The sequence below is a fragment of the Streptococcus sp. 27098_8_113 genome (genome assembly GCF_041432545.1).
Taxonomy (GTDB): Bacteria; Bacillota; Bacilli; order Lactobacillales; family Streptococcaceae; genus Streptococcus.
This window is the reverse complement of sequence record NZ_JAPVZU010000005.1, coordinates 47,871-72,257: the sequence shown is the minus strand read 5'-3', so window position 1 is coordinate 72,257 and position 24,387 is coordinate 47,871. Positions and strand designations below refer to the sequence as shown.

Annotated in this window: 19 protein-coding genes; 13 read left to right on the top strand and 6 right to left on the bottom strand. The window is 41.4% G+C overall.

The genetic code is table 11. From position 1 onward, the window contains the following. Nucleotides 1-90: 90 nt before the first annotated feature. The 3 genes from O3644_RS04390 to O3644_RS04380 are packed head-to-tail and all read left to right on the top strand — an operon-like array spanning nucleotide 91 to nucleotide 3,180. Complete coding sequence (locus O3644_RS04390; protein WP_371595148.1) at nucleotides 91-1,242, top strand: efflux RND transporter periplasmic adaptor subunit; 1,152 nt, start codon at nucleotides 91-93, stop codon at nucleotides 1,240-1,242. After that, nucleotides 1,226-1,924, top strand: coding sequence for an ABC transporter ATP-binding protein (locus tag O3644_RS04385; RefSeq protein WP_048763610.1), 699 nt, complete (start codon nucleotides 1,226-1,228; stop codon nucleotides 1,922-1,924). The genes O3644_RS04390 and O3644_RS04385 overlap by 17 nt, the downstream gene beginning before the upstream one ends. Next, on the top strand, nucleotides 1,924-3,180 hold the full coding sequence (locus tag O3644_RS04380; RefSeq protein ID WP_371595147.1) for an ABC transporter permease: 1,257 nt from the start codon (nucleotides 1,924-1,926) through the stop codon (nucleotides 3,178-3,180). The genes O3644_RS04385 and O3644_RS04380 overlap by 1 nt, the downstream gene beginning before the upstream one ends. Before the next feature lie 97 nt (nucleotides 3,181-3,277). On the opposite strand, the gene lysS is transcribed toward O3644_RS04380, so the two are convergent. From lysS to O3644_RS04355, 5 genes are all read right to left on the bottom strand, one after another. Beyond that, the gene (gene lysS, locus O3644_RS04375) at nucleotides 3,278-4,768 is read right to left on the bottom strand and encodes a lysine--tRNA ligase (protein WP_371595146.1); all 1,491 of its coding nucleotides are present in this window, start codon (nucleotides 4,766-4,768) and stop codon (nucleotides 3,278-3,280) included. Between the two features lie 92 nt (nucleotides 4,769-4,860). Beyond that, complete coding sequence (locus O3644_RS04370) at nucleotides 4,861-5,502, bottom strand: histidine phosphatase family protein (RefSeq protein WP_048763616.1); 642 nt, start codon at nucleotides 5,500-5,502, stop codon at nucleotides 4,861-4,863. Nucleotides 5,503-5,535: 33 nt separating this feature from the next. Then, nucleotides 5,536-6,012, bottom strand: coding sequence for an aminoacyl-tRNA deacylase (locus O3644_RS04365; protein ID WP_005590691.1), 477 nt, complete (start codon nucleotides 6,010-6,012; stop codon nucleotides 5,536-5,538). Beyond that, nucleotides 6,012-6,854: a DUF368 domain-containing protein gene (locus O3644_RS04360; protein ID WP_005590690.1), complete on the bottom strand. Its 843-nt coding sequence runs from the start codon at nucleotides 6,852-6,854 to the stop codon at nucleotides 6,012-6,014. The genes O3644_RS04365 and O3644_RS04360 overlap by 1 nt, the downstream gene beginning before the upstream one ends. Before the next feature lie 134 nt (nucleotides 6,855-6,988). After that, entirely contained in the window at nucleotides 6,989-7,834 is an 846-nt protein-coding gene (locus O3644_RS04355) for a glycoside hydrolase family 25 protein (protein WP_125370646.1), read from the bottom strand. A gap of 227 nt (nucleotides 7,835-8,061) precedes the next feature. Here O3644_RS04355 and ftsW point away from each other — a divergent pair, with 227 nt between their 5' ends. From ftsW to pyk, 6 genes are all read left to right on the top strand, one after another. After that, a complete protein-coding gene (gene ftsW / locus O3644_RS04350) occupies nucleotides 8,062-9,276 on the top strand; it encodes a cell division peptidoglycan polymerase FtsW (protein ID WP_125387620.1) in 1,215 nt (404 codons plus the stop codon). A 47-nt stretch (nucleotides 9,277-9,323) separates the two neighbouring features. Beyond that, the gene (gene ppc / locus O3644_RS04345; protein WP_048763626.1) at nucleotides 9,324-12,170 is read left to right on the top strand and encodes a phosphoenolpyruvate carboxylase; all 2,847 of its coding nucleotides are present in this window, start codon (nucleotides 9,324-9,326) and stop codon (nucleotides 12,168-12,170) included. 230 nt (nucleotides 12,171-12,400) lie between these two features. Further along, nucleotides 12,401-13,405 (top strand): catabolite control protein A, encoded by a 1,005-nt coding sequence (gene ccpA / locus O3644_RS04340; protein WP_061909588.1) that lies wholly within the window; start codon nucleotides 12,401-12,403, stop codon nucleotides 13,403-13,405. Between the two features lie 324 nt (nucleotides 13,406-13,729). Beyond that, nucleotides 13,730-16,840 (top strand): DNA polymerase III subunit alpha, encoded by a 3,111-nt coding sequence (locus O3644_RS04335; protein ID WP_048763627.1) that lies wholly within the window; start codon nucleotides 13,730-13,732, stop codon nucleotides 16,838-16,840. Nucleotides 16,841-16,924: 84 nt separating this feature from the next. Further along, nucleotides 16,925-17,935 (top strand): 6-phosphofructokinase, encoded by a 1,011-nt coding sequence (gene pfkA / locus O3644_RS04330; protein ID WP_005590682.1) that lies wholly within the window; start codon nucleotides 16,925-16,927, stop codon nucleotides 17,933-17,935. 52 nt (nucleotides 17,936-17,987) lie between these two features. Next, the gene (gene pyk / locus O3644_RS04325) at nucleotides 17,988-19,493 is read left to right on the top strand and encodes a pyruvate kinase (RefSeq protein ID WP_048763629.1); all 1,506 of its coding nucleotides are present in this window, start codon (nucleotides 17,988-17,990) and stop codon (nucleotides 19,491-19,493) included. 266 nt (nucleotides 19,494-19,759) lie between these two features. Here the strand turns inward: pyk and O3644_RS04320 are convergent, their stop codons facing one another. After that, entirely contained in the window at nucleotides 19,760-20,140 is a 381-nt protein-coding gene (locus tag O3644_RS04320; RefSeq protein ID WP_048763630.1) for a hypothetical protein, read from the bottom strand. 357 nt (nucleotides 20,141-20,497) lie between these two features. On the opposite strand from O3644_RS04320, the gene O3644_RS04315 reads away from it, so the two are divergent. The 4 genes from O3644_RS04315 to O3644_RS04300 all read left to right on the top strand — a co-directional run bounded on the left by O3644_RS04315 (nucleotide 20,498) and on the right by O3644_RS04300 (nucleotide 24,380). Then, the gene (locus O3644_RS04315; RefSeq protein ID WP_371595145.1) at nucleotides 20,498-22,072 is read left to right on the top strand and encodes a DEAD/DEAH box helicase; all 1,575 of its coding nucleotides are present in this window, start codon (nucleotides 20,498-20,500) and stop codon (nucleotides 22,070-22,072) included. A 434-nt stretch (nucleotides 22,073-22,506) separates the two neighbouring features. Further along, complete coding sequence (locus tag O3644_RS04310; protein ID WP_005590674.1) at nucleotides 22,507-23,253, top strand: DeoR/GlpR family DNA-binding transcription regulator; 747 nt, start codon at nucleotides 22,507-22,509, stop codon at nucleotides 23,251-23,253. A gap of 324 nt (nucleotides 23,254-23,577) precedes the next feature. Next, entirely contained in the window at nucleotides 23,578-24,054 is a 477-nt protein-coding gene (locus O3644_RS04305) for a PTS sugar transporter subunit IIA (RefSeq protein WP_048763634.1), read from the top strand. A 20-nt stretch (nucleotides 24,055-24,074) separates the two neighbouring features. Beyond that, nucleotides 24,075-24,380, top strand: a complete 306-nt coding sequence (locus O3644_RS04300) for a PTS sugar transporter subunit IIB (RefSeq protein ID WP_000590563.1) — start codon at nucleotides 24,075-24,077, stop codon at nucleotides 24,378-24,380. Nucleotides 24,381-24,387 lie beyond the last annotated feature (7 nt).

Genomic DNA, 24,387 nt, shown 5'->3' with positions numbered 1-24,387 from the left:
ATTTTGTCCCTTTTCCTATCACAATATGTTAGGCTTATGATATAATGTAGTATAAAAGAAAAATGGTTTTCATCAAGAGGAGGAAAAAAGATGAAAAAGCTGAAAAAATGGCAGCTATTTAGTATTATCGGAGTTGCTGTTGTAGTTGTAGTAGGAGCAATTTCTGCAATAGTCCTGAGCAATCTTAGTTCTACAACAGAACCTAAGGAAGTTGCCCCAATTGTGCAACAGGCAAAAGAAGGTAGCATAGCCTCATCTGTCCTGTTGACGGGGACCGTAACTGCTAACTCAGAGCAATATGTTTATTATGATGCTACCAAGGGCGACTTGGAGTCGGTCCTAGTCAATGTTGGTGACCAAGTAGCTGTAGGACAAGCACTTGTTCAATATAAGAGCACAGAAGCTCAAGCAAACTATGATGCAGCAGTTCGTGCTGTCAATAAGGCTGACCGTCAGATTAATGACTTACAGACAAATGGGGCGACAGTAGAAAAAACTGGTGATGAAGAGACGGATAGTAAGTCCCTTGCTTCTGCTCAACGTACCGTCGATTCTCAACTGGCTGATTTGCGTGATGCACGTTCAGACGCTGTAGACAATATGAACAAAGCGCAAGCTTTGTTGAATGCAGCGACTGTTACAAGCACTGTTGAGGGAACAGTAGTAGAAGTAAACCGCGATGTATCCAAATCAACAACAGGAACCAACCAAACCTTGGTGCATATTGTCAGCAACGGTAGTCTTCAAATCAAGGGAGAACTCTCTGAGTACAATCTGGCTAATTTGTCAGTTGGACAAGAAGTAACCATTACCTCAAAAGTGTATCCAGATAAAAAATGGACAGGTAAAATTAGCTATATTTCTAACTATCCTAAGGATGGACAGCAAGCTTCATCAACTAATACAGGTGGCGCAGCTTCCTCTGCAAAATATCCATTTACAGTCGATATTACAAGTGAAATTGGTGATTTGAAGCAAGGTTTCTCTGTCAGCGTTGAAGTGAAAAACAATACAAAAGGGATTCTTGTACCAGCAAGCAGTATCATCTCAGACGGAGACAAGAACTACGTTTGGACTGTCGAAAAAGGTAAAGCAAAGAAAGTGGAAGTAACCTTAGGAAATGCTGATGCTGAAAATCAAGAAATCTCATCTGGTTTGACAAAAGACAGTAAAGTTATCACCAATCCAACAGATAGCTTGAAAGATGGTCAAGAGGTGAAAGCGGATGAAAAAACTCATTGATCTACGAAATATTAACAAAACCTATCGGAATGGTGATCAAGAACTTAAAGTCTTAAAAAATATCAATTTGACAGTTGAAGAGGGCGAGTTTGTGGCTATCATGGGGCCGTCTGGTTCCGGGAAGTCCACCCTGATGAATATTATCGGAATGTTGGATCGTCCGTCTACTGGCGAGTATTTTTTAGAAAACGAAGATGTTGCAAACTTAGGTGATAAGAAGTTAGCCAAGGTTCGAAATAATCAAATCGGCTTCGTTTTTCAGCAATTTTTCCTCTTATCTAAATTAAATGCCCTTCAAAATGTAGAACTCCCGTTGATTTATGCGGGGGTGTCACAAGGAAGTCGAAAAAATCTAGCTAAGCAGTATTTAGAAAAAGTAGATTTGGGCACTCGTATGACTCACTTGCCATCAGAGTTGTCTGGGGGACAGAAGCAACGTGTTGCGATTGCGCGTGCCTTGGTAAACAATCCTTCGATTATTCTTGCCGACGAGCCTACAGGAGCCCTTGATACCAAAACTGGCGAGCAAATTATGGAACTCTTGACGGAGTTGAACGCTGAAGGAAAAACGATTATCATGGTTACTCACGAACCTGAAATTGCTGCCTATGCTAAGCGTCAGATTGTCATTCGTGATGGAGTCATCTCTTCAGATAGCGCTGAGAAGGAGGAACGTGATTAATGCAAAATTTTAAATTTGCCATTAGTTCCATTCTTGGGCATAAGATGCGGGCTTTTCTGACCATGATTGGAATTATCATCGGGGTTGCGTCTGTTGTCGTCATCTTGGCACTGGGAAATGGAATGCAACAGGGAGTTACCAAGAGCATCACAAAAGAACAGAAGTATGTAAGCTTGCTTTATTCTCCCACTAAAAATAATTATACGATGGGAGTTAATTTGATGGAGGTCAATGGTGGGCAAGATGCAGATAGTGAGATATTAGAGGAACCACCTGTTGTCCAAGAATCTTGGGTCAAGGAACTACTCAAAATTGACGGAGTCAAGGGCTATTATGTGACCAATGGTTCAACAGCTGACTTTTCTTATAAGAACAAGAAGTCTGATAAGGTCAACATTACAGGTGTGAATGCCACGTTCTTTAAAATTAGAAAATATGAGATTTTAGCTGGACGGACTCTCTTGCCTAGTGACTATCAAAGTTTTTCTAACGTGATGATGATTGATGAAACAGTGGCAACCAGCCTGTTTGGAAGTAGTGCGGAAGCCCTGAATAAAATAGTTTCAGTTGGTGACAGCAACTATCGGGTTGTTGGTATCTATAAGGATCCCAATGCTGGTCAGAGCATGAGTATGAGCTCAGGTAGCGCCCTGATGGCTAATACACAGGTGGCATCTGAATTTCATACAGATGAAATTGCAACTGTCTATATCTATGTGCCAGAAGTGGATCGTATCAACGAAGTTGGTGTAGAAGCGGCCAAAGAATTGACAGCTCTTTCAGGAGCTCGTCAAGGAGAATATCAAATCCTAAATATGGATACTTTGCTGGAGCAGTACAATCAAATTACAGGAACTATGACCGGTGTTATCGGAGCTATTGCAGGAATTTCCCTCTTTGTTGGTGGTATCGGTGTGATGAATATTATGTTGGTATCCGTTACAGAGCGGACTCGGGAAATTGGTTTGCGAAAAGCTCTTGGAGCAACGCGTGGAAATATTCTCACGCAGTTCTTGATTGAATCTATGGTATTGACTCTTATCGGTGGCCTGCTTGGTCTTAGCCTTGCCTACGGGATCAATGCTCTGCTAGCTGCAGTCGTGCCTGAAAACGTATTTGGAGGCCCACCAGTTGTCTCTGTCACTGCAGCAGTTGGAAGCCTTGTCTTCTCAGCCATGGTTGGTATTGTCTTTGGTATCTTGCCGGCTAATAAAGCCTCTAAACTAGATCCGATTGAAGCGCTGAGATATGAATAATATTGGCAAAAGTCTGGGAAACCAGACTTTTTGTCATGTGAAAAATCCCACTGGAATTCCAGCGGGATTTGTTTTTTAAAATTTTGTAAGTTTGAGATTACTTCATTGTTGGGAAAAGCAATACATCGCGAATCGTAGTCACATCTGTAAGCAACATTACGAGACGGTCGATACCGATTCCTAGGCCTCCAGTTGGTGGCATACCGTATTCCAAGGCTTCAACGTAATCATAGTCGATGCCAGTTGCTTCGTCATCACCCAGTTCTTTAGCTTTTGCCTGTGCTTCAAAACGAGATAATTGATCGATTGGATCGTTCAACTCAGTGAAGGCGTTGGCATATTCTTTGGTCATGATGAAGAGCTCGAAGCGGTCCGTGAAGCGTGGATCTTCTGGGTTTTTCTTAGCCAGAGGTGATACTGCTACAGGATGACCGTAAACAAAGGTTGGCTGAATCAAGGTTTCTTCGACAAATTCTTCAAAGAAAGCATTGATGATGTGTCCAACTTCAGTATAATGTTTTTCAACTGGTACTTTCTTTTCTTTAGCTAAGGCAGCAGCTTCTTCGAAGGTCATATCCTGCCAGAAGTCTATGCCAGTGATTTCCTTGATGGCATCCACCATGTGAACACGTTTGAATGGCTCGTTGATCTTGATCTCAGTGCCTTGGTAGTTGACTGGACCATCACCATTAACTGCCTTGGCAGCATGTTGGATGATGCCTTCTGTCAAGTCCATGATATCTTGGAAGTCCGCATAGGCTTGGTAAACTTCGATAGAAGTGAACTCAGGGTTGTGAGTGGCGTCCATCCCTTCGTTACGGAAGATACGGCCAATTTCATAGACGCGTTCCATACCACCAACGATAAGGCGTTTCAAGTGAAGCTCAGTCGCGATACGAAGCACCATGTCAATGTTTTGGGCATTGTGGTGAGTGATAAATGGACGAGCAGCCGCACCACCTGCTTCGTTGTGGAGAACAGGTGTTTCAACTTCAAGGAAGCCTTGTCCATCCAAGTAACGGCGGATTTCTGAGATGATTTTTGAGCGAGTGACAAAGCGTTCAAAGCTTTCGCGGTTGGAAATCAAGTCCAAATAACGTTTACGGTAGATAGTTTCTACGTCAGTCAAACCGTGGAATTTCTCTGGAAGGGGACGCAAAGCTTTTGAAAGGTGAGTAATATGCGTTGCTTTGATAGAGAGTTCTCCCATATCTGTGCGCATCACATCGCCTTCAATTCCCAAGAAGTCACCCAAGTCAGCTTTTTTGAAAATCTCATAGTTTTCTTCACCGACCTCGTCCTTACGAACGTAAATCTGGATTTGGCCTTCACGATCTTGGATGTGGGCGAAGCCGACTTTCCCTTTTCCACGTTTAGTCATCAAACGACCAGCAATAGTTGCTTTTTCGTTCAATTCATGTAATTCTTCTTTGGATTTGTCGTTGTATTTTTCTTTAAGTTGAGCAGAATTTGCAGTACGTTCAAAACGTTTTCCGAAAGGATCAATTCCTTGCTCAGCCAGCGCGGCCATTTTTTCACGGCGAATAATCTGCTGGTCATTTAGTTCTTCAATATGTTCAGTAGTCATTTTCTTCCTCCTAAGGCTTTCCCTTCTATTTTATCACAAAATAAAAGGAAATTCAGCAATAATTATCGATAAAAATAGAAAAACTGCGATGTTTAAAGATTCGCAGTTTCATTTGTTCGCATGTAATCTAAGTTGTTCCAAGCAAGTAACTTGAAAGAGTCAAAGTCGTCTGTTTCCAAAATGGTGACGCTAGCGTTAGCCAGACCTCCGTCTTTACGGAGCAAAGATGTTTCATAACCGAGCAGGCGACGAATGCTGGCAGTTAGATTCGCCCCATGTCCGACAATCAAGACATTTTGAAAATCTTTCCCTTTGAGAGACTTCACGAAGGCAATTGTCCGATTGGTGGTTTGAGCGACGGATTCTGCGTCAAATAGTTGGTGATCAAACTGGGATAGATCGTGGCGAAAAGCCCACATCTGCTGAGGATAAGTGGCTTCTACAGTAGCAATTTTGGCTCCTTCTAGTTTTCCAAGAGCCCACTCTCTTAGTTCAGGAGTCGAAACAATGTCGGTTTGATACTGATTTTCACTTTGGATAATTTCTGCAGAATGGTAAGCGCGAGGCAAATCGCTAGAGTAGATTTTATCGAATTGAACGTTTGACAAATGCTTGCCCAAGCGCTTGAGCTCGTCAATGGATGTTTCAAGAAGTGGAGAATCTCCGCTTGCCCCTTGGAAACGCATTTCTAGATTCCATTCGGTTTTTCCATGTCGGATAAAATACAATTTCATATCAAATTCCTTTTTCCTTTTGAAGCGAATAGCCTAGTCCTCTTTCAAGTCTGCGAACTGTGCTTGAACAAAGTCAGCCAAATCCTGAGCCTTGATCTGGATGCTACGGCCGACCTCACCAGCAGAAACAATAATACTTTCGCGACTCAGGGCCGTTTGGTCAATGAAAATGGGGAAGGAGTGCTTTTGGCGAATGCCGACAGGATTATTAGCGCCATGGATGTAACCAGTCGTTTTTTCTAAATCTTTTTGCGGAATCATGCTGACTTTTTTATTGCCTGAAATTTTTGCTAATTTCTTTTCTGACAGATGTTCGGTGATGGGGAGAATGCCAATGACTGTTCCTGTTTTATCCCCGTTTAAAGCCAGTGTTTTATAAATTTGCGAGCGGTCAAATTCCTCTGTCAGGCTATCATCTAAAGCATTAATCTGCAAGCCTTGGTGTTCGATTTTTGCCTTGTTTAAAATTTGCTCAACCAGTGTTTTTTTGAGTTTTGTCTTTTTTGCCATTATTTATATTTCTCTTCTAATTGGGACATCCAAATTCCTAGCCAGATGCCTAGTCCAAAGAAAAAGGCAGCAAGAACAAGGGTGAAAATGGATACTCCTGCATAACTAATGCTCTCACTGTTGCCACTTTGAGGGAGGACAATGAGCAAGGTGCTGGACAGTACAATACCAATGATAAAATGGTAAACGCGGGAATGATAATGTTTCAAAATGTAATCCATGGCTTTTGAAAAGAGAATCAGAGCCAGAGCGCCACCGATACCTATTGGCAGGAAGGTGCCAAATAAATCTAGGCGTTTAAATCCTGTCAGCATGGGAGTATAGAGCCCTAAAATCAATAGCAGATTTGAAGGACTGAGTCCCGGAATCAAGATTCCTAAGGCGATAAGAGCACCCGCTAAAACAAAGGACAGGAAGTTAGCTGGCAGTGTTCCCACCATTCCATTCAGCGAGTAAAGAAAGATCCCTGATAAGATGAAACTAAGCCAGAAGGTAACAGTATCAGCTCGATCTCTGTCGGATTCCTTGACGGATTCTTTGATCAGGCTGGGAATGGTGCCGATGATGGCTCCAGCAAAGCCCCAGAGAACGATAACCTTGTAATTATCCAGCAAGAGATTGACTGGATAGGAGAAGGCTGCGATCCCTAAAACCATCCCAATAGCCACAGGAGTGAAGTAGAGAACATTCTCGACAAAATTATCTTTGATATGAGCTAAAAAGCGAATCATTCGCTCATAAATCCCCAAAATAGCAGCTAATACACCGCCAGACACACCAGGTAGGATGAAGCCAAGCGCGATAATCATTCCTTTTAACATCCTAGCAATCCATGAAATCATAATATCTCCCTACAAGTCTTTTTCATTAGACTATTGTACCATAAAGCTACATACTTTTCTGAAAAAAGCAAGAAAAATATCTTGTACAGAGAAAAAAAGATACAAGATTTCCTAACAATTATCTTGCATCTTTTTTATTTTGGTGTTGAAAATAATTTCTTGTAAGTCTCTTTTTTATCCTGTACAGGAGAGAGCTGATTGAGGTCTAAGTTATGTGGGAAACCTTCCAATTTACCTTCTGAGGTGTATTGATGTAGGTCATAGGGCTGTTCAGTATTTGGAGCAGCGTTATAGTAGCCGTCATTATAGCCATAAGTTGGAATCCAAACGGCAGTAAATTTTTCAGTCGAGATACTATGCTCTTCCATAAAGTAGGTTCCAATGTAGATGCCAATATTTTGAGCTCCAAGACTTTCAAGCTTGGCACGAAAAGCTTCGATTCCTGCGTTCATGTCGCCCATAGTCTTTTCTTCAACATCAAGCCAGTAGAAGGTAGGTTTATATTTCGAAGAGGCCTTGTAGAAGCTTTCAGCTTCTTTTTCCATTTCTTTGATATTGCCTGCTGCTATATAAGCATACACAGCCACAGGAATCCCTCGTTTTTGAAACTCTTGAATATGGGTAGCAAATGATTTGTCAAGTCCATTTAAATGAGTGGCAACATTTTCTTTTTTTGCTTGAGCTCCACTATGCACGCGAATGATAGCACCAGAAATATTTGTTGATAAGGTATCATAGTCTATTTCGCTAGGCAATTGCCAACCGGAAAGGTCAACGATAGGCTTATTAAGCAATTCTTCCTCAGGTTCGTCTGAAGGAGTTTCCTCCTTTTTTTTCTTGGTTGTCACCTGACTGACTTGAGTTTTTTTTGTTTGGGCTTGTTTAATTTGCACATCAAGATGGTGTTTGCTTATGACAATATATAGAATAAAGCAAGCAAAGAATAGCAAGAGTGCAAGCGGTTTAATCCTTTTTCTCATACTGTTTCATTGTAACGTAAAATAAATAGAAAAGCAAAGTATTTATCTATATTTCCAGCGAAATACGAAAATGTAATCTGATTGCAATAGAAGATAAAACAATTTGAAATAATTGGATTTTTGAGGCGATAAATAAGTAAATATCTATTGAGGCCATCCTAATGCTTTTTTTTCGAATCAAAAAGTGGTATAATGAAGTTTGAATTTTTAGAATAAATTGGTGAAATATGAAAATTGACAAAAAGCATTTATTGAATTACTCAATTTTGATTCCGTACATGCTGTTATCTGGCATTGGCTTGATTGTCGTTTATTCCACGACGAGCCCCATCCTCATTCAAAATGGGCTCAATAGTTTTCGAATGGTCGCCACTCAAGCAGGTTTCTGGCTCTTCAGCTTGGTGATGATTGGGATTATTTACCGAATGAAGCTGGATTTTCTGAAGAGGCCAGGAGTGATTACGTTTGTTATCATAGCTGAAATTATTCTGCTTTTACTCTCACGCTTTATCACAGGAACGATCAATGGGGCACACGGTTGGCTAAAAATCGGCCCAGTTACTGCTCAGCCGGCAGAATATCTGAAGATTATTTTGGTCTGGTATTTGGCCCTACAGTTTTCTAAGAAACAAGAACAAATAGAAGTATATGATTATCAAGCAATCACCTTTAATCAGTTGATTCCGCGTGCTGTTACGGATTGGCGGGTTATTGTTGCTTTCTTGATAGGCCTGGTGGTTATCATGCCCGACTTAGGAAATGCGACCATTTTGCTCTTAACAGTTTTGATTGTAATTTCCACCAGCGGAGTTGCTTACAGATGGTTCTCGACCATGCTTGGTGCTGTTGTAGGAGGGTCGGCAGCAGTTTTAGCGAGTATTTGGTTGATAGGTGTCAAGCGTGTTGAGCAAGTTCCTGTTTTTGGGTATGTCGCAAAGCGTTTTAGTGCCTTTTTCAATCCATTTGACGATTTGTCTGGCTCAGGTCACCAGTTGGCCAATTCCTACTATGCTATGAGTAATGGTGGTTGGTTTGGCTTAGGCTTAGGGAACTCCATCGAAAAACGAGGTTACCTACCAGAGGCTCATACAGACTTTGTTTTCTCGATTGTTATTGAGGAAGTCGGATTCTTTGGAGCTACTTTAATTTTAGCCCTGCTCTTTTTCTTGATTTTACGAATTATTCTCGTAGGTACAAGAGCCAAGGATCCATTTAATTCTATGATGGCTTTGGGAATTGGCGGTATGATTCTGATGCAAACCTTTGTCAATATTGGTGGTATTTCGGGCTTGATTCCTTCAACCGGTGTAACCTTCCCATTCTTATCTCAGGGGGGAAATAGTTTGTTGGTTCTATCAGTTGCCATTGCCTTTGTTTTAAATATTGATGCTAATGAGCGACGAAACGCCATGTATCAGGAACTAGAAGTAAGTCAATCCTAAAAGATCTTCTTGTATGTTAGCTCTTCAACAATAGAAAGGTGTAAATAATGTCATTTACAAAATTAGAAAATTATAGCAATAAAGAAATGATTCGAGAAGAAGTTTCTATTTTAACGGACTTGTTGGTAGATATTACCCGGGATATTCTCAGTCCTGACACTTTTGCTAAAATCTCCATGATTGAAGAACTGGCAGTTCAATCTAAATACCAAGAGCTGAAAGCAGTAGTAGAAGAATTATCCACGGATGATATGGTCTATATCTCACGCTATTTTGCTATTTTACCTCTACTCATCAATATTTCTGAAGATGTTGACTTGGCTTATGAGATCAATCATCAAAATAATATCGACCAAGACTACCTTGGTAAGCTTTCGACGACGATTGATTTGGTTTCCACACGAGAAAATGCACAAGAAATCTTGGAAAATCTAAATGTTGTTCCCGTTTTGACTGCTCATCCGACTCAGGTTCAGCGCAAGACCATGTTGGATTTGACTAATCATATTCACACACTGTTGCGCCAGCATCGTGATGTTAAAGCTGGTCTGGTGAACGAAAAGAAATGGTTAGCCAATCTCCGTCGCTATATCGAGCTGATGATGCAGACCGATATGATTCGGGAAAAGAAACTTAAGGTTACCAATGAAATCACTAACGTTATGGAGTACTATAACAGTTCTTTTCTTCAAGCAATCACGAACCTGATGCTAGAGTATAAACGCTTAGCAGAAGAAAAAGGAATCCATTTGGAAAATCCTAAACCGATCACCATGGGAATGTGGATTGGTGGTGACCGTGATGGAAATCCATTTGTAACCGCTGAAACTCTGAAATTGTCTGCGACGGTACAGAGCGAAGTTATTCTGAATTACTACATTGACAAGGTTTATACGCTCTATCGTAACTTCTCCCTGTCTACTAATCTTTCAAAAACAAGTGAAGCTGTAGCCAAGATGGCAGCTTTGTCAAGCGACAAGTCTGTTTATCGGGAAAATGAGCCTTATCGCCGTGCTTTTCATTACATTCAGTCCAAGTTGATTCAGACCTTACTTTATCTGAAAGAAGGTAATTTCTCCGGTGAAGGGCATCGTTTGGCTGATAAAGCTGAAGCAGTCCTGCATGCAAATGCTGCTACCTCGGTCAGCCATAATGGTAGAGAAATCATTCCAAATTATATCCAGTCTAAACTTAGTGGTAGTTTAGATGAATTACGAAAAGAACAACTTCCATCTTACAAAGATGCGCAAGAGTTTAAGGAAGATCTTCTAGTTATTCGTGATTCTTTGCTGGAGCACAATGGACAAGCTCTGGTGACCGGAGAACTTACTGAATTGCTACAAGCAGTTGACATTTTTGGTTTCTTCTTGGCCAGCATTGACATGCGTCAGGATTCCAGTGTCCATGAGGCTTGTGTGGCGGAGCTCTTGGCTTCTGCTAATATCGTAAAAGATTACAGCAGCTTGTCAGAGGAAGAAAAATGCCAAGTTCTCCTCAAGCAGCTTCTGGAGGATCCACGGATCCTGTCAGCCACTCATGCACCTAAGTCTGAACTTCTACAAAAAGAATTGGAGATCTTCAAGACAGCTCGTCAGCTTAAGGATGCGATTGGCGAAGATGTTATCAAGCAAAATATTATTTCCCATTCGACTAGCGTATCAGATCTGCTAGAGTTGGCGATTATGCTCAAGGAAGTTGGCTTGATCGATGAAGAAGGGGCGCGTGTGCAGATTGTTCCTCTGTTTGAAACGATTGAGGACCTAGATAATTCCTGCGATACTATGGAGAAATATCTATCTCTGCCAATTGCTCAAAAATGGATTGCTTCTAAAAACAACTACCAAGAAATCATGCTGGGCTACTCAGATAGTAATAAGGATGGTGGCTATTTATCATCGTGCTGGACACTTTATAAGGCTCAGCAACAACTGACAGCTATTGGTGATAAGTTTGGCGTCAAGATTACCTTCTTCCATGGTCGTGGAGGAACTGTCGGTCGTGGCGGTGGCCCAACCTATGAGGCAATCACTTCGCAACCATTGCGAAGTATCAATGATCGTATCCGCCTGACAGAGCAGGGTGAGGTTATTGGCAATAAATACGGTAATAAGGATGCTGCGTACTACAATCTGGAAATGCTTGTATCTGCGGCTATTAACCGTATAATAAGCTATAAGAAGAGTGATAGTAATACGACCAATGAATACGAGAGAGTGATGGATCGAGTGGTCGATCGAAGCTACCAAATCTATCGCGACCTAGTCTTTGGCGACGAACGTTTCTACGATTATTTCTTTGAGTCTAGTCCTATTAAGGCCATTTCTAGCTTTAATATCGGTTCTCGTCCAGCAGCTCGTAAAACCATCACTGAAATCGGCGGTCTGAGAGCTATTCCTTGGGTCTTCTCATGGTCTCAAAGTCGGGTTATGTTCCCTGGTTGGTATGGCGTTGGCTCTAGCTTCAAAGAATTTATCGATGAAGATCCTGAAAAGAATCTGGCCTTCCTTCAATTTATGTATCAGAGATGGCCATTCTTCCAGTCCCTCTTGTCAAATGTTGATATGGTACTGTCCAAATCTAATATGAATATCGCTTTTGAATATGCGCAACTTTGTGAAGACCAAAATGTACGCGATATTTTCAATACAATCCTAGATGAATGGCAGCTGACCAAGGATGTTATCTTGGCGATTGAAGGCCATGACGAGCTCTTGGCAGAAAATGCCTATCTCAAGGATAGTTTGAACTATCGGATGCCTTATTTCAATGTTTTGAATTATATCCAGCTTGAGCTGATCAAGCGTCAGCGGCGAGGAGAACTTTCACCAGAACAAGAACGTTTGATCCACATTACCATCAATGGAATTGCGACAGGACTACGAAATTCTGGTTGATGCACAAGGAGCTTTAAAAGAACTCAATAAAAAATCGGCTTCTAAGCCGATTTTTTATTGAGTCTAAACTATTTTGAGTCCATAACTTATTTCCTGTGATTCGTGTAAATAAAAAATGAAAAAGTTTTCATATCTGTGCGCTAAAATACTTGAAAGTGTTTACAATTAGTGATACAATGATAAGTGTAGAAAAATGAAAACGATATTTTCAACAAAAGAAAGGAAACTATATGAACACAGACGACACAGTAACCATTTATGATGTCGCCCGTGAAGCGGGAGTTTCAATGGCGACAGTCAGCCGAGTTGTAAATGGTAACAAGAATGTAAAAGAAAATACACGAAAAAAAGTACTAGAAGTAATTGAACGTCTTGACTATCGTCCTAATGCAGTTGCCCGTGGTCTGGCCAGCAAAAAGACGACCACAGTTGGTGTTGTAATTCCTAATATTACGAATAGTTACTTCTCTACTTTAGCCAAAGGGATTGATGATATTGCCGAAATGTATAAGTACAATATCGTCCTGGCAAACAGCGATGAAGATGATGACAAGGAAGTTTCGGTTGTTAATACCCTTTTCTCTAAGCAAGTAGATGGTATTATTTTCATGGGCTACCATCTGACAGAGAAAATTCGCTCAGAATTTTCACGTTCGCGGACACCAGTGGTTCTAGCGGGCACGGTGGATGTAGAACATCAGTTACCAAGTGTCAATATTGATTATAAACAGGCAACCGTTGATGCTGTGGAACTATTGGCTAAGCGCAACAAGAAAATTGCTTTTGTCAGCGGTCCTTTGGTAGATGATATCAATGGTAAAATTCGCTTGTCTGGCTACAAAGAAGCTCTGAAGAGCAAGAAAATTTCATACAGCGAGGGCTTGGTCTTCGAGTCTAAGTATAGCTACGATGATGGTTATCACCTAGCTGAACGTCTGATTGCTTCAAAGGCAACAGCGGCCTTTGTGACCGGAGATGAGTTGGCAGCAGGTTTGCTTAATGGTTTGGCTGATCGAGGTGTTCGTATTCCTGAAGACTTTGAAATCATTACTAGCGATGATTCGCAAATTGCTCGCTTTACTCGCCCTAATCTGTCTACTATCGGACAACCTCTGTATGACATCGGTGCGATTAGTATGCGGATGCTGACAAAGATCATGCATAAAGAAGAGTTGGAAGAGCGCGAAGTTCTCCTAGCTCATACGATCAATGAACGTAAATCAACTCGTAAATAATAAAATTGATTCGGGATGGGACAGAATTAAATTTTGAAAGAATTTAGTTCTGTCTCGTTTTTTTATTTTAGTTAAACACGGTCGCCGAATATAAGAGACTCTGAGTTTCTTCTTTACAGAAATTTAGGTATAATAGAAGCAGGAATGTTGAAATTAGTTCTTGTTCTACTTACTTGACTGACGAAGGTTAAGAAGAAATAGGCTAGTTAGAGCTTGGGATAGATTTTCAGTAAAACGAAAAAATAAAGAAGTGAAAATATATTGTTTTCTGTCTTCTTTTTACTAGTAGGCATCATTTATCGTAGCTGTATCAAGGAGAATTTTGTGATTACGCAACTAGATACCAAGACTGTTTATAGCTTTATGGATAGTTTAGTCTCTATCAAAAAATATGTTCAACGGGCCAAGGGCCTGGGCTACAAAAGTCTAGGCATGATGGATGTGGACAATCTTTATGGGGCTTATCATTTTCTAGAGGAGGCAAAAGCGGCAGGACTTCAGCCCTTGCTCGGTCTAGAAATGGAAATTTTAAAAGATGGTAATCTTCTCAATCTGAGACTGTTGGCCTTGGATAGTCAGGGCTATCGCAATTTGATGAAGATTTCGACTCTGAAAATGATGAATCGTCAAAATTGGGAAGACTTTCAACATCTTTTTAAGGGGCTGGCTCTGATTGTGCCAATCTTTGAGGGCGTGGATCAACTAGATCTTGGCTTAGACTTTTATGTTGGGGTCTTTCCAGATACGACAAGGCAGGAATTGACTAGACCAGTCCTGCCCTTGCATACAGTTCGCTACTTTGAGCAAGGAGATTTAGAAACCTTGCAAATGCTGAGGGCGATTCGGGATAATATCAGCTTGCGAGAGGTCGGCCATCTGTTAAACCATGAATTTTTATTAGCGCCAGCCTCTTTAGAAGAAGCTTTCGCTGAAAACTTTCCAGAGAGTTTGACCAACTTAGAGCGATTGATAGCTAATGTTCATTATGAAATTAACACCGAGTTGAAGCTTCCGCGCTTCAATCCTGAGCGTCCTGCTGTAGAAGAGCTGAGGGAATTAGCTGAGGCAGGATTGGCCAAGCGGGGGCTTACGGGAACAGCCTATCAAGCAAGGCTGGATCAGGAACTGGATGTCATTCATCAGATGGGCTTTGATGATTATTTCCTTATTGTCTGGGATTTGCTGCGCTTTGGTCGTAGTCAAGGTTATTATATGGGGATGGGGCGTGGTTCTGCAGTTGGCAGTTTGGTGGCCTATGCTTTGGAAATTACAGGCATTGATCCCGTAGAAAAGAATCTGCTGTTTGAACGTTTCCTAAATCTAGAGCGCTATACTATGCCCGATATTGATATTGATATTCCCGATGTGTATCGACCGGAGTTTATCCGCTATGTCCGAGATCGTTATGGTAGCATGCATGCAGCCCAGATTGTGACCTACTCAACCTTTGGGGCTAAGCAGGCCATCCGAGATGTCTTTAAGCGCTTTGGTTTGCCAGAGTACGAGCTGACCAATATGACCAAAAAAATTGGCTTTCGAGACAACTTAACCACTGCTTATGAGCGAAATATAGCCTTTCGTCAGATTATCAATAGCAAACTAGAATACCAGAAGGCCTTTGAAATTGCCAAAAAAATCGAAGGAAATCCACGCCAGACCTCAATCCATGCGGCAGGTGTCGTCATGAGTGACGATGATTTGACTAATCAGATTCCCTTAAAATACGGGGAGGATATGTATCTCACCCAGTACGATGCCCACGGTGTGGAAAGTAATGGACTGCTTAAGATGGACTTTCTGGGCCTGCGCAATTTGACCTTTGTCCAGCGGATGAAAGAAGCGACTCTAGACAAATACGGAGTTGATATTGATATTGCTGGTATTGACCTGGAAGATGAGGAAACTCTACGCCTCTTTGCAGCGGGTAACACCAAGGGTATTTTCCAGTTTGAACAAGCGGGTGCCATCAGTCTTTTGAAAAGAGTCCAACCCGTCCAGTTTGAAGAAGTAGTGGCTACCACCTCTCTCAATCGTCCCGGAGCTAGTGACTATATTGATAACTTTGTCAAGCGCAAGCATGGTCGCGAGCGCGTGGAGATGATTGATCCGAGCTTGGAGGATATCTTGGCTCCAACCTATGGCATCATGCTTTACCAAGAGCAGGTCATGCAGGTCGCCCAGCGTTTTGGTGGTTTTAGTCTGGGAAAGGCCGATATTTTACGGCGGGCAATGGGCAAGAAAAATGCTGCTGAAATGCATAAAATGGAGGAAGAATTTGTCAGGGGAGCTGTAAAACTGGGACACTCGGAGACTAAGGCCAAGGAAGTCTTTGCGGTCATGGAGAAATTTGCCGGTTATGGCTTCAACCGCAGTCATGCCTATGCTTACTCGGCTCTAGCTTTTCAGTTGGCATATTTCAAGGCCCATTATCCAGACATCTTCTTTGATGTTATGCTCAATTACTCGAGCTCGGACTATATCACGGATGCACTTGGATTTGGCTTCGAACTGGCTCCATTGACCATCCATAACATTCCCTATAAAGATAAGTTTCAGGAGCGAAAAATCTATCTTGGTCTGAAAAATATCAAGGGTTTGCCAAGAGATTTTGCTTTCTGGATTATAGAAGAGCGTCAAAAAAATCCCTTTAGCAGTGTGGAAGATTTCATTTTACGCCTGCCTCAGAGTTATCATAAGTTGCCACTTTTAAGTCCTTTGGTGCAGATAGGACTCTTTGATGTTTTTGAGCCCAATCGCCAGAAGATTTTGCACAATCTACCGAATCTTTTTGTCTTTGCAGATGAGTTGGGGAGTTTATTTGCCGATACTAGCTATTCATGGACGGATGCTGAGGATTTTACTGCTACTGAAAAATTTGAGCAGGAGCAAGCCCTGATTGGAATTGGCCTTAGTGACCATCCACTCATTAGCCTAGCCAAGAAAGCCAATCGTTCTTTTGTCTGGATTGAAGAGTTGGCGGAAAATAGCAAGGCGACCATTCTAGTAGAAGTCCAGTCTATCAAAGTTATTCGCACAAAAAATGGTGAAAACATGGCCTTTATGCAAGTGACAGATACAAAGAAAAAGTTGGATGTCACTCTATTTCCAGAGGTTTACCGCCGCTTTGCTCAACTAATCCAAGAAAAAGGCTATTACTATCTGACTGGAAAAATTCAGGAGAGGGATGGCCGACTACAGATGGTTCTAGCAGAGGTGGAGAAAGCAAGCTCAGAACGCTTTTGGATCCAATTAGCTGATACTAGTCACGACAGGCAGATTGCGGAGATCCTGCAGCGATACCCTGGGGATATTCCCGTGGTGCTACGCTATGAGAATGAGAAGACAACGGTTCCTGCATCAGGCTTTCAGGTTCAAAAATCAGACCAACTTCAAGCTGAACTAGAAAATTACAGCATGAAAACGGTTTTTCGGTAAAAAATCAGGAAAATAAGAGAATTTTTATTCTGATTGTGGTATAATCTATAAGAATGTTAAAAAGATAAAGGAGCACATTACGAAATGAAACGTATTGCTGTTTTGACCAGTGGTGGAGATGCCCCTGGTATGAATGCTGCTATTCGTGCAGTCGTTCGTAAAGCAATTTCCGAAGGAATGGAAGTTTATGGAATTTATGGCGGCTACGCTGGAATGGTTGCTGGTGATATTTATCCACTTGATGCGACTTCAGTTGGAGACATTATTTCTCGTGGAGGAACTTTCCTTCATTCAGCACGCTACCCTGAGTTTGCAAAACTTGAAGGGCAATTAAAGGGAATCGAACAACTGAAGAAACACGGCATTGAAGGTGTAGTTGTTATTGGTGGAGACGGTTCTTACCATGGTGCGATGCGCTTAACAGAGCATGGCTTCCCAGCTGTTGGTGTACCTGGAACTATTGACAATGACATTGTCGGAACAGATTTCACTATCGGTTTTGATACTGCTGTTACAACTGCAATGGATGCGATCGACAAGATCCGTGATACATCATCCAGTCACCGTCGTACTTTCGTTGTTGAAGTAATGGGACGTAACGCTGGTGATATCGCACTTTGGGCAGGTATTGCTACAGGTGCAGATGAAATTATCATTCCTGAAGAAGGCTTCAAGATTGAAGATATCGTTGCCAGCATCAAACGTGGCTATGAAAAAGGTAAGAAGCATAATATCATTGTTCTTGCTGAAGGTGTTATGTCAGCAGATGAGTTTGGTAAAAAGCTGAAAGAAGCTGGTGATACTAGCGACCTCCGCGTGACTGAACTTGGTCACATCCAACGTGGTGGTTCACCAACTGCTCGCGACCGTGTATTGGCTTCTCGTATGGGAGCGCATGCCGTTAAACTACTTAAAGAAGGTATCGGTGGTGTTGCCGTAGGTATCCGTAATGAAAAAATGGTGGAAAGCCCAATCTTGGGAACTGCTGAAGAAGGCGCACTCTTTAGCCTGACTGCAGACGGCAAAATCGTTGTCAACAATCCACACAAAGCTGATATCGGCTTAGCAGAGCTCAATCGCAGCATTAATATTTAATTGGTCAATCAGGGGCGAAATCCCCAAATAGTAGAAGGAGTTTCTTAATATCATGAACAAACGCGTAAAAATCGTTGCAACTTTAGGTCCTGCGGTAGAAATCCGTGGCGGTAAAAAATTCGGTGAAGACGGATACTGGGGTGAAAAACTGGACGTTGAAGCTTCAGCTCAAAATATTGCAAAATTGATTGAAGCAGGAGCAAACACTTTCCGTTTCAACTTCTCACATGGTGACCACCAAGAACAAGGTGAGCGTATGGCAACTGTTAAACGTGCGGAAGAAATCGCTGGTAAAAAAGTTGGTTTCCTTCTTGACACTAAAGGTCCAGAAATCCGTACAGAATTGTTCGAAGGTGACGCAAAAGAGTATTCATACAAAACTGGTGAAAAGATCCGCGTTGCAACTAAACAAGGAATCAAATCAACTCGTGAAGTGATTGCTTTGAACGTTGCTGGTGCCCTTGATATCTACGATGATGTGGAAGTTGGTCACCAAGTATTGGTTGACGATGGTAAACTTGGTCTTCGTGTTTTCGCAAAAGACGATGCAACTCGTGAATTTGAAGTAGTCGTTGAAAATGACGGTATCATTGCTAAGCAGAAAGGTGTAAACATCCCAAACACTAAAATTCCTTTTCCAGCACTTGCTGAGCGCGATAACGATGATATCCGTTTCGGTCTTGAACAAGGTATCAACTTTATTGCGATTTCATTCGTACGTACTGCAAAAGACGTCGACGAAGTTCGTGCAATCTGTGAAGAAACTGGTAACGGTCACGTTCAATTGTTTGCAAAAATCGAAAACCAACAAGGTATCGACAACTTGGATGAAATCATTGAAGCTGCTGATGGTATCATGATCGCTCGTGGTGACATGGGTATCGAAGTACCATTCGAAATGGTTCCAGTTTACCAAAAAATGATCATTACTAAAGTCAATGCAGCTGGTAAAGTTGTTATCACAGCAACAAACATGCTTGAAACAATGACTGAAAAACCACGTGCAACTCGTTCAGAAGTATCAGACGTATTTAACGCTGTTATCGATGGAACTGACGCTACAATGCTTTCAGGTGAGTCTGCAAACGGTAAATACCCACTTGAGTCAGTAACTACAATGGCTACAATCGATAAGAACGCTCAAACTCTTCTTAACGAATACGGACGTTTGAACTCAGATACTTTCGAACGTAACTCTAAGACAGAAGTTATGGCTTCAGCTGTTAAAGATGCTACAAACTCAATGAATATCAAATTGATTGTTACTTTGACTAAGACTGGTCACACTGCTCGTTTAATCTCTAAATACCGTCCAAATGCTGATATCTTGGCATTGACATTCGATGAATTGACAGAACGTGGCTTGATGTTGAACTGGGGTGTTATCCCAATGTTGACAGAAGCACCTTCATCAACTGATGATATGTTCGAAATTGCTGAACGTAAAGCAGTTGAAGCAGGTCTTGTTGAGTCTGGTGACGATATCGTTATCGTTGCAGGTGTACCACTTGGCGAAGCGGTTCGTACAAACACAATGCGTATCCGTACAGTACGTTAATTTATTTCATAGTATTCAAAAACCGATAGATCCATTCTATCGGTTTGTTTTTTGTTCTAGAGTTTTTTTTATTTTGTAATTATAAAAACTTCAAAATAAGAATATTATCATTTTGCATATCAAAAAAGAGAAGATCCTTATTATCCTCTCCAGATTTTTGACTTTTCAATCGACCACAGTTAATAAGGAGTCAAAGAACCAATAGTGTAAAGATGATAATTATGGATTATCGTTATATTATTGGTTAATAATGGATACTCTCTATATCACTTTTTCTCTTTTCTAGATTCTAATACCCAACCGATGATCCAGCAGCAGACGAGTAGGTAATTTTCAATCCAGCCCAGTAGGTTGGCTTGATTCGCCTTTTCCAGATAGCCTAGCAGATGGTTGGTGCCAAAGCCCAGCCCGCCCAGAATCAGTGCTAGCAAGGTCATACGCAGATAAAACCAATCATACTTCATGTTGGTGGCAATGACTAAAGGCAGAATAGCCAGATTCCAGAAACCTATTTCCCGCTGCCAGTAGGGAGCTAGGCCGTAGATGGACTCATTTCCCAATAGCTGGGGCTGGAAAATCTGGATCATAGCTGCGCCCAGCATAGCTAAGATCAGTAAAATGAAAGTCACTCGTAAAAATTTATTCATACCTGTCTCCTTTCTTCTTTATAGATTATATTATTTTTGAAAATGATTTTCAAGTTTTCATTTTTTACAAAAGAAATCTCTAATAAAATATTTTACAAGCAAGTCCTATCTTTTTAGGTGCTTTTGTGGTATACTGGATTAGTTGCAGAAATACAGTTTTTCTATTCAGTGGGAACTAGCGACCGAGTCGGCGCTTTTTTAGTGCCTAGACTTGAGAGACCATATTTATGAAGAGAAGAGCGAATACTCTCAGAAAATCGAGATTTAGCAAGAGAAAAGCACTTGCTATGTTTCGATAATTGAGTATCAAAAGCCTTATAAGGTGGCTTCGCACTGCCTTTAGAAAGAAGAAGAACATTGAAATTTAATGAATTACATTTATCTGCTGAATTGCTAGCAGAGATTGAAAAAGCTGGTTTTGTAGAAGCAAGCCCTATTCAAGAGCAGACCATTCCGCTTGCTATGGCAGGTAAGGATGTCATTGGTCAGGCCCAGACTGGGACAGGAAAGACAGCAGCCTTTGGCTTCCCAACTCTGGAGAAAATTGATACAGATAATCCTGCTGTGCAGGCTTTGGTTATCGCTCCAACCCGTGAATTGGCTGTGCAGAGTCAGGAAGAGCTTTTCCGTTTTGGCCGCAGCAAGGGTGTCAAGGTGCGTTCTGTCTACGGTGGCTCCAGCATTGAAAAGCAAATCAAGGCCCTCAAATCTGGTGCTCATATTGTCGTAGGAACACCTGGTCGTCTCTTGGATTTGATCAAACGCAAGGCGCTTAAGCTGAATCAGATTGAAACTTTGATCTTGGACGAAGCGGATGAAATGCTTAACATGGGCTTTTTGGAAGATATCGAGTCTATCATTTCCCGTGTGCCAGAAGAGCGTCAGACCTTGCTCTTTTCAGCGACCATGCCGGATGCCATTAAGCGCATCGGTGTCAAGTTTATGAAGGAGCCTGAGCATGTCAAGATTGCTGCTAAAGAGCTGACGACGGAGCTGGTAGACCAGTATTATATCCGTGTAAAAGAAAATGAAAAATTTGATACCATGACTCGCCTGATGGACGTGGAGCAGCCTGAGCTGTCAATCGTCTTTGGTCGGACCAAGCGCCGGGTGGATGAGCTGACTCGTGGTCTGAAAATCCGTGGCTTCCGCGCAGAGGGGATCCATGGAGATTTGGACCAAGGCAAGCGTCTACGTGTCCTCCGTGACTTTAAAAATGGCAATCTGGATGTCTTGGTTGCGACAGATGTAGCCGCACGTGGATTGGATATTTCTGGTGTGACCCACGTCTACAACTATGATATTCCGCAGGATCCGGAAAGCTATGTTCACCGGATTGGTCGGACTGGTCGTGCTGGTAAGTCAGGTCAATCGATCACTTTCGTATCACCAAATGAAATGGGCTATCTGCAGATTATCGAAAATCTGACCAAGAAGCGTATGAAAGGCCTTAAACCTGCGACTGCAGAGGAAGCTTTCCAAGCTAAGAAAAAAGTTGCTCTTAAGAAGATTGAACGCGATTTTGCTGATGAAAGCATCCGTTCTAACTTTGAGAAATTTGGCAAGGATGCTCGCAAGCTGGCAGCAGAATTCAGCCCAGAAGAGCTGGCTATGTATATCCTCAGCTTGACGGTACAGGATCCAGATACCCTTCCTGAAGTAGAAATTGCCCGTGAAAAACCATTGCCATTTAAACCGTCTGGCGGAGGCCTTGGCGGAAAAGGGAAGAGTGGCCGTGGCAATGGTCGTCGAGGTGACCAAGGTCGTGATCGTCGTGGTGGACGCGAAGACCGAGATGGAGGTCGTCGTGACTTTAAACGCAAGTCAAACAAGAATAGTCGTGATTTCGAAAGCAGAGGGAACAAGCATCCGCACCGTACTTCTAGTGAAAAGAAAACCGGCTTTGTTATCCGCAATAAAGGCGATAAATAAACAGAAAGAGAGTGGGACAGAAATCGATAATTCGTTAGAATTCTATTTCGTCGTCCCACCTCCGCACAGTTGAGTAGGGCAGTAAAAGCTGATGAAATCAGCGTAGTAGAGCCCACACAACCACTGCGTCTTGCTCGACAAACCAAAGACAATTGAGAGGCTAGGACTTTTGTCCCAGCCTCTTTTTTATTGAGGAGAATCTCGATATCTTCCATGATTTGTTTGAAAAAGGCACAATGAAAACGCATAATCAAACAATATTCTATTTTTTTGAAAAAAAGTATACATTTTTTTGTTTATATGAGAAAATTGTAGTATAATGAAGTAAGAAAGGGTACATGGACATTAAGGTGATTTGAAGTGTCTAAGGAACCTGACAAGAAAAATAGACTTTGTGAGAAGTCTCTAGACATCAACCACAAGGAGGATTGTACATGAAGGAAAGTCGTCATAAGGTGATTTTACAAGAGCTGGACCAGACGGGAGTTGTGTCCGTTAAAAATCTGAAAGAGTTGCTGAATGTAACAGATATGACCATTCGGCGAGATTTAATTGATCTTGAGAAGCAAGGACTTTTGATTCGGGTGCATGGTGGAGCTCATAAAAAAGTGAAAGATAGCTTGAATGAAGCTTCGCATTCTGAAAAAACGATGTTAAATATCGAGGAAAAGAAGTTGATTGCTAAAAAATGTGCGGATCTGATTGCTGAAGGGGATACTGTTTTTATCGGATCAGGTACCACAACAGATTTTATAGGAGATTATTTAGAAGGGAAAAATATTAGCATTGTAACCAATTCTCTCCCTATTTTCGAAAAGTTGAAGGATTATCCTAATTTTGATTTGATATTGATTGGAGGGCGCTATCGGGTCAAGACTCAGACTTTTGTGGGGCAGTTTGCTAATAAACTTCTACGAGAAATCAAGGTGTCTAAGGCCTTTATTGGAGTGAACGGAATTGATGGTCACAATGTGACGACTGCCAATGAAGAAGAGGGGAATGGAAACGCCATTATTCTCAACAATGCAATTGAAAAATACATTGTTGCAGATAATAGCAAATTTGATAGCTATTCTTTCTATAGTTTTTACCGTTTGGACAATATTGACGCGATTGTAACGGATGACCATATCTCTCCGAAAGTTAGAGCAAAATATAGTTCTTACACCAAGGTTCTCTGATTTGATCGCGTTGTCATGAATGTTAATTTGAGATTCTGAAAGCTGCGAATTTCGTAGCTTTTATTTCTTGTTTCAAATGAATTGCATTTAATAGTGGGCGAAAAGTTCTTGTATATCAACTTAGACTTGCTAAGGATATTTTTATGACTCGTGTTGTTCTTCAGCCATGCAGAATGACAAAATGTTCTATCTTCATATGAACATTAAAATTTTAAGTCATTAGACAAATAAACAAAAAATAACAAAACAAACTATTGACAGCGCTATCACATAATGATATAATTAATTAAACGAACAAAAAGAAACAAAAGGAGAGATGATAAAATGGCGCTTGCCCAATTATTTGATGAAAATCTAGTGTTTTGTTTACATGCAGAAAATCAAGAAGATCTTTTTCATCAAGTAGCTGATTTGTTAGAAGAAAGAGAAGTTGTAACTTCTTCTTATCGAAACGCTTTACTTGAAAGAGAAAAGGCGTTTCCAACTGGATTGGATATGGAATTTTTAGGCAAGGACTTGCCGAATGTTGCCATACCTCATACGGATATTGCGCATAATTTGACTGAAAATGTGGTAGTTGTTAAGCTAGATCAGCCTGTAACCTTCCACAATATGATTTCTCCTACGCAAACCGTTGAAGTGTCTCTCTTGTTCTTTATTATCAACAACTCTAGCTCAAGCCAGACCAATATCTTAGCGCAGTTAATGGATTTCTTCACTAGCGAAGGAAATCTAGCTGGTTTAGCCTCTTTGAACTCAAAAGAAGAGTTGTTCCAATATATTTCAAAAGTTATTAAATAAATAAATCGGAGGATTTTATTATGATTAAAATTTTAGCAGCCTGCGGAGCAGGGGTAAACTCAAGTCACCAAATCAAGAGTGCTCTTGAGGAAGAGTTGTCAAACCGCGGTTATGATGTACATTGTGATGCCGTGATGGTTAAGGATGTCAATGAAGACCTTATGAAAGGCTATGATATCTTCACGCCAATCGCTGCAACAGATCTTGGTTTTGAACCAGGAATCCCAGTTATCGAAGCTGGGCCAATCTTGTTCCGTATTCCTGCAATGAGCGCTCCAGTATTTGACAATATTGAAGCAGCTATTAAAGAACACGGACTAAGTTAATCTATTC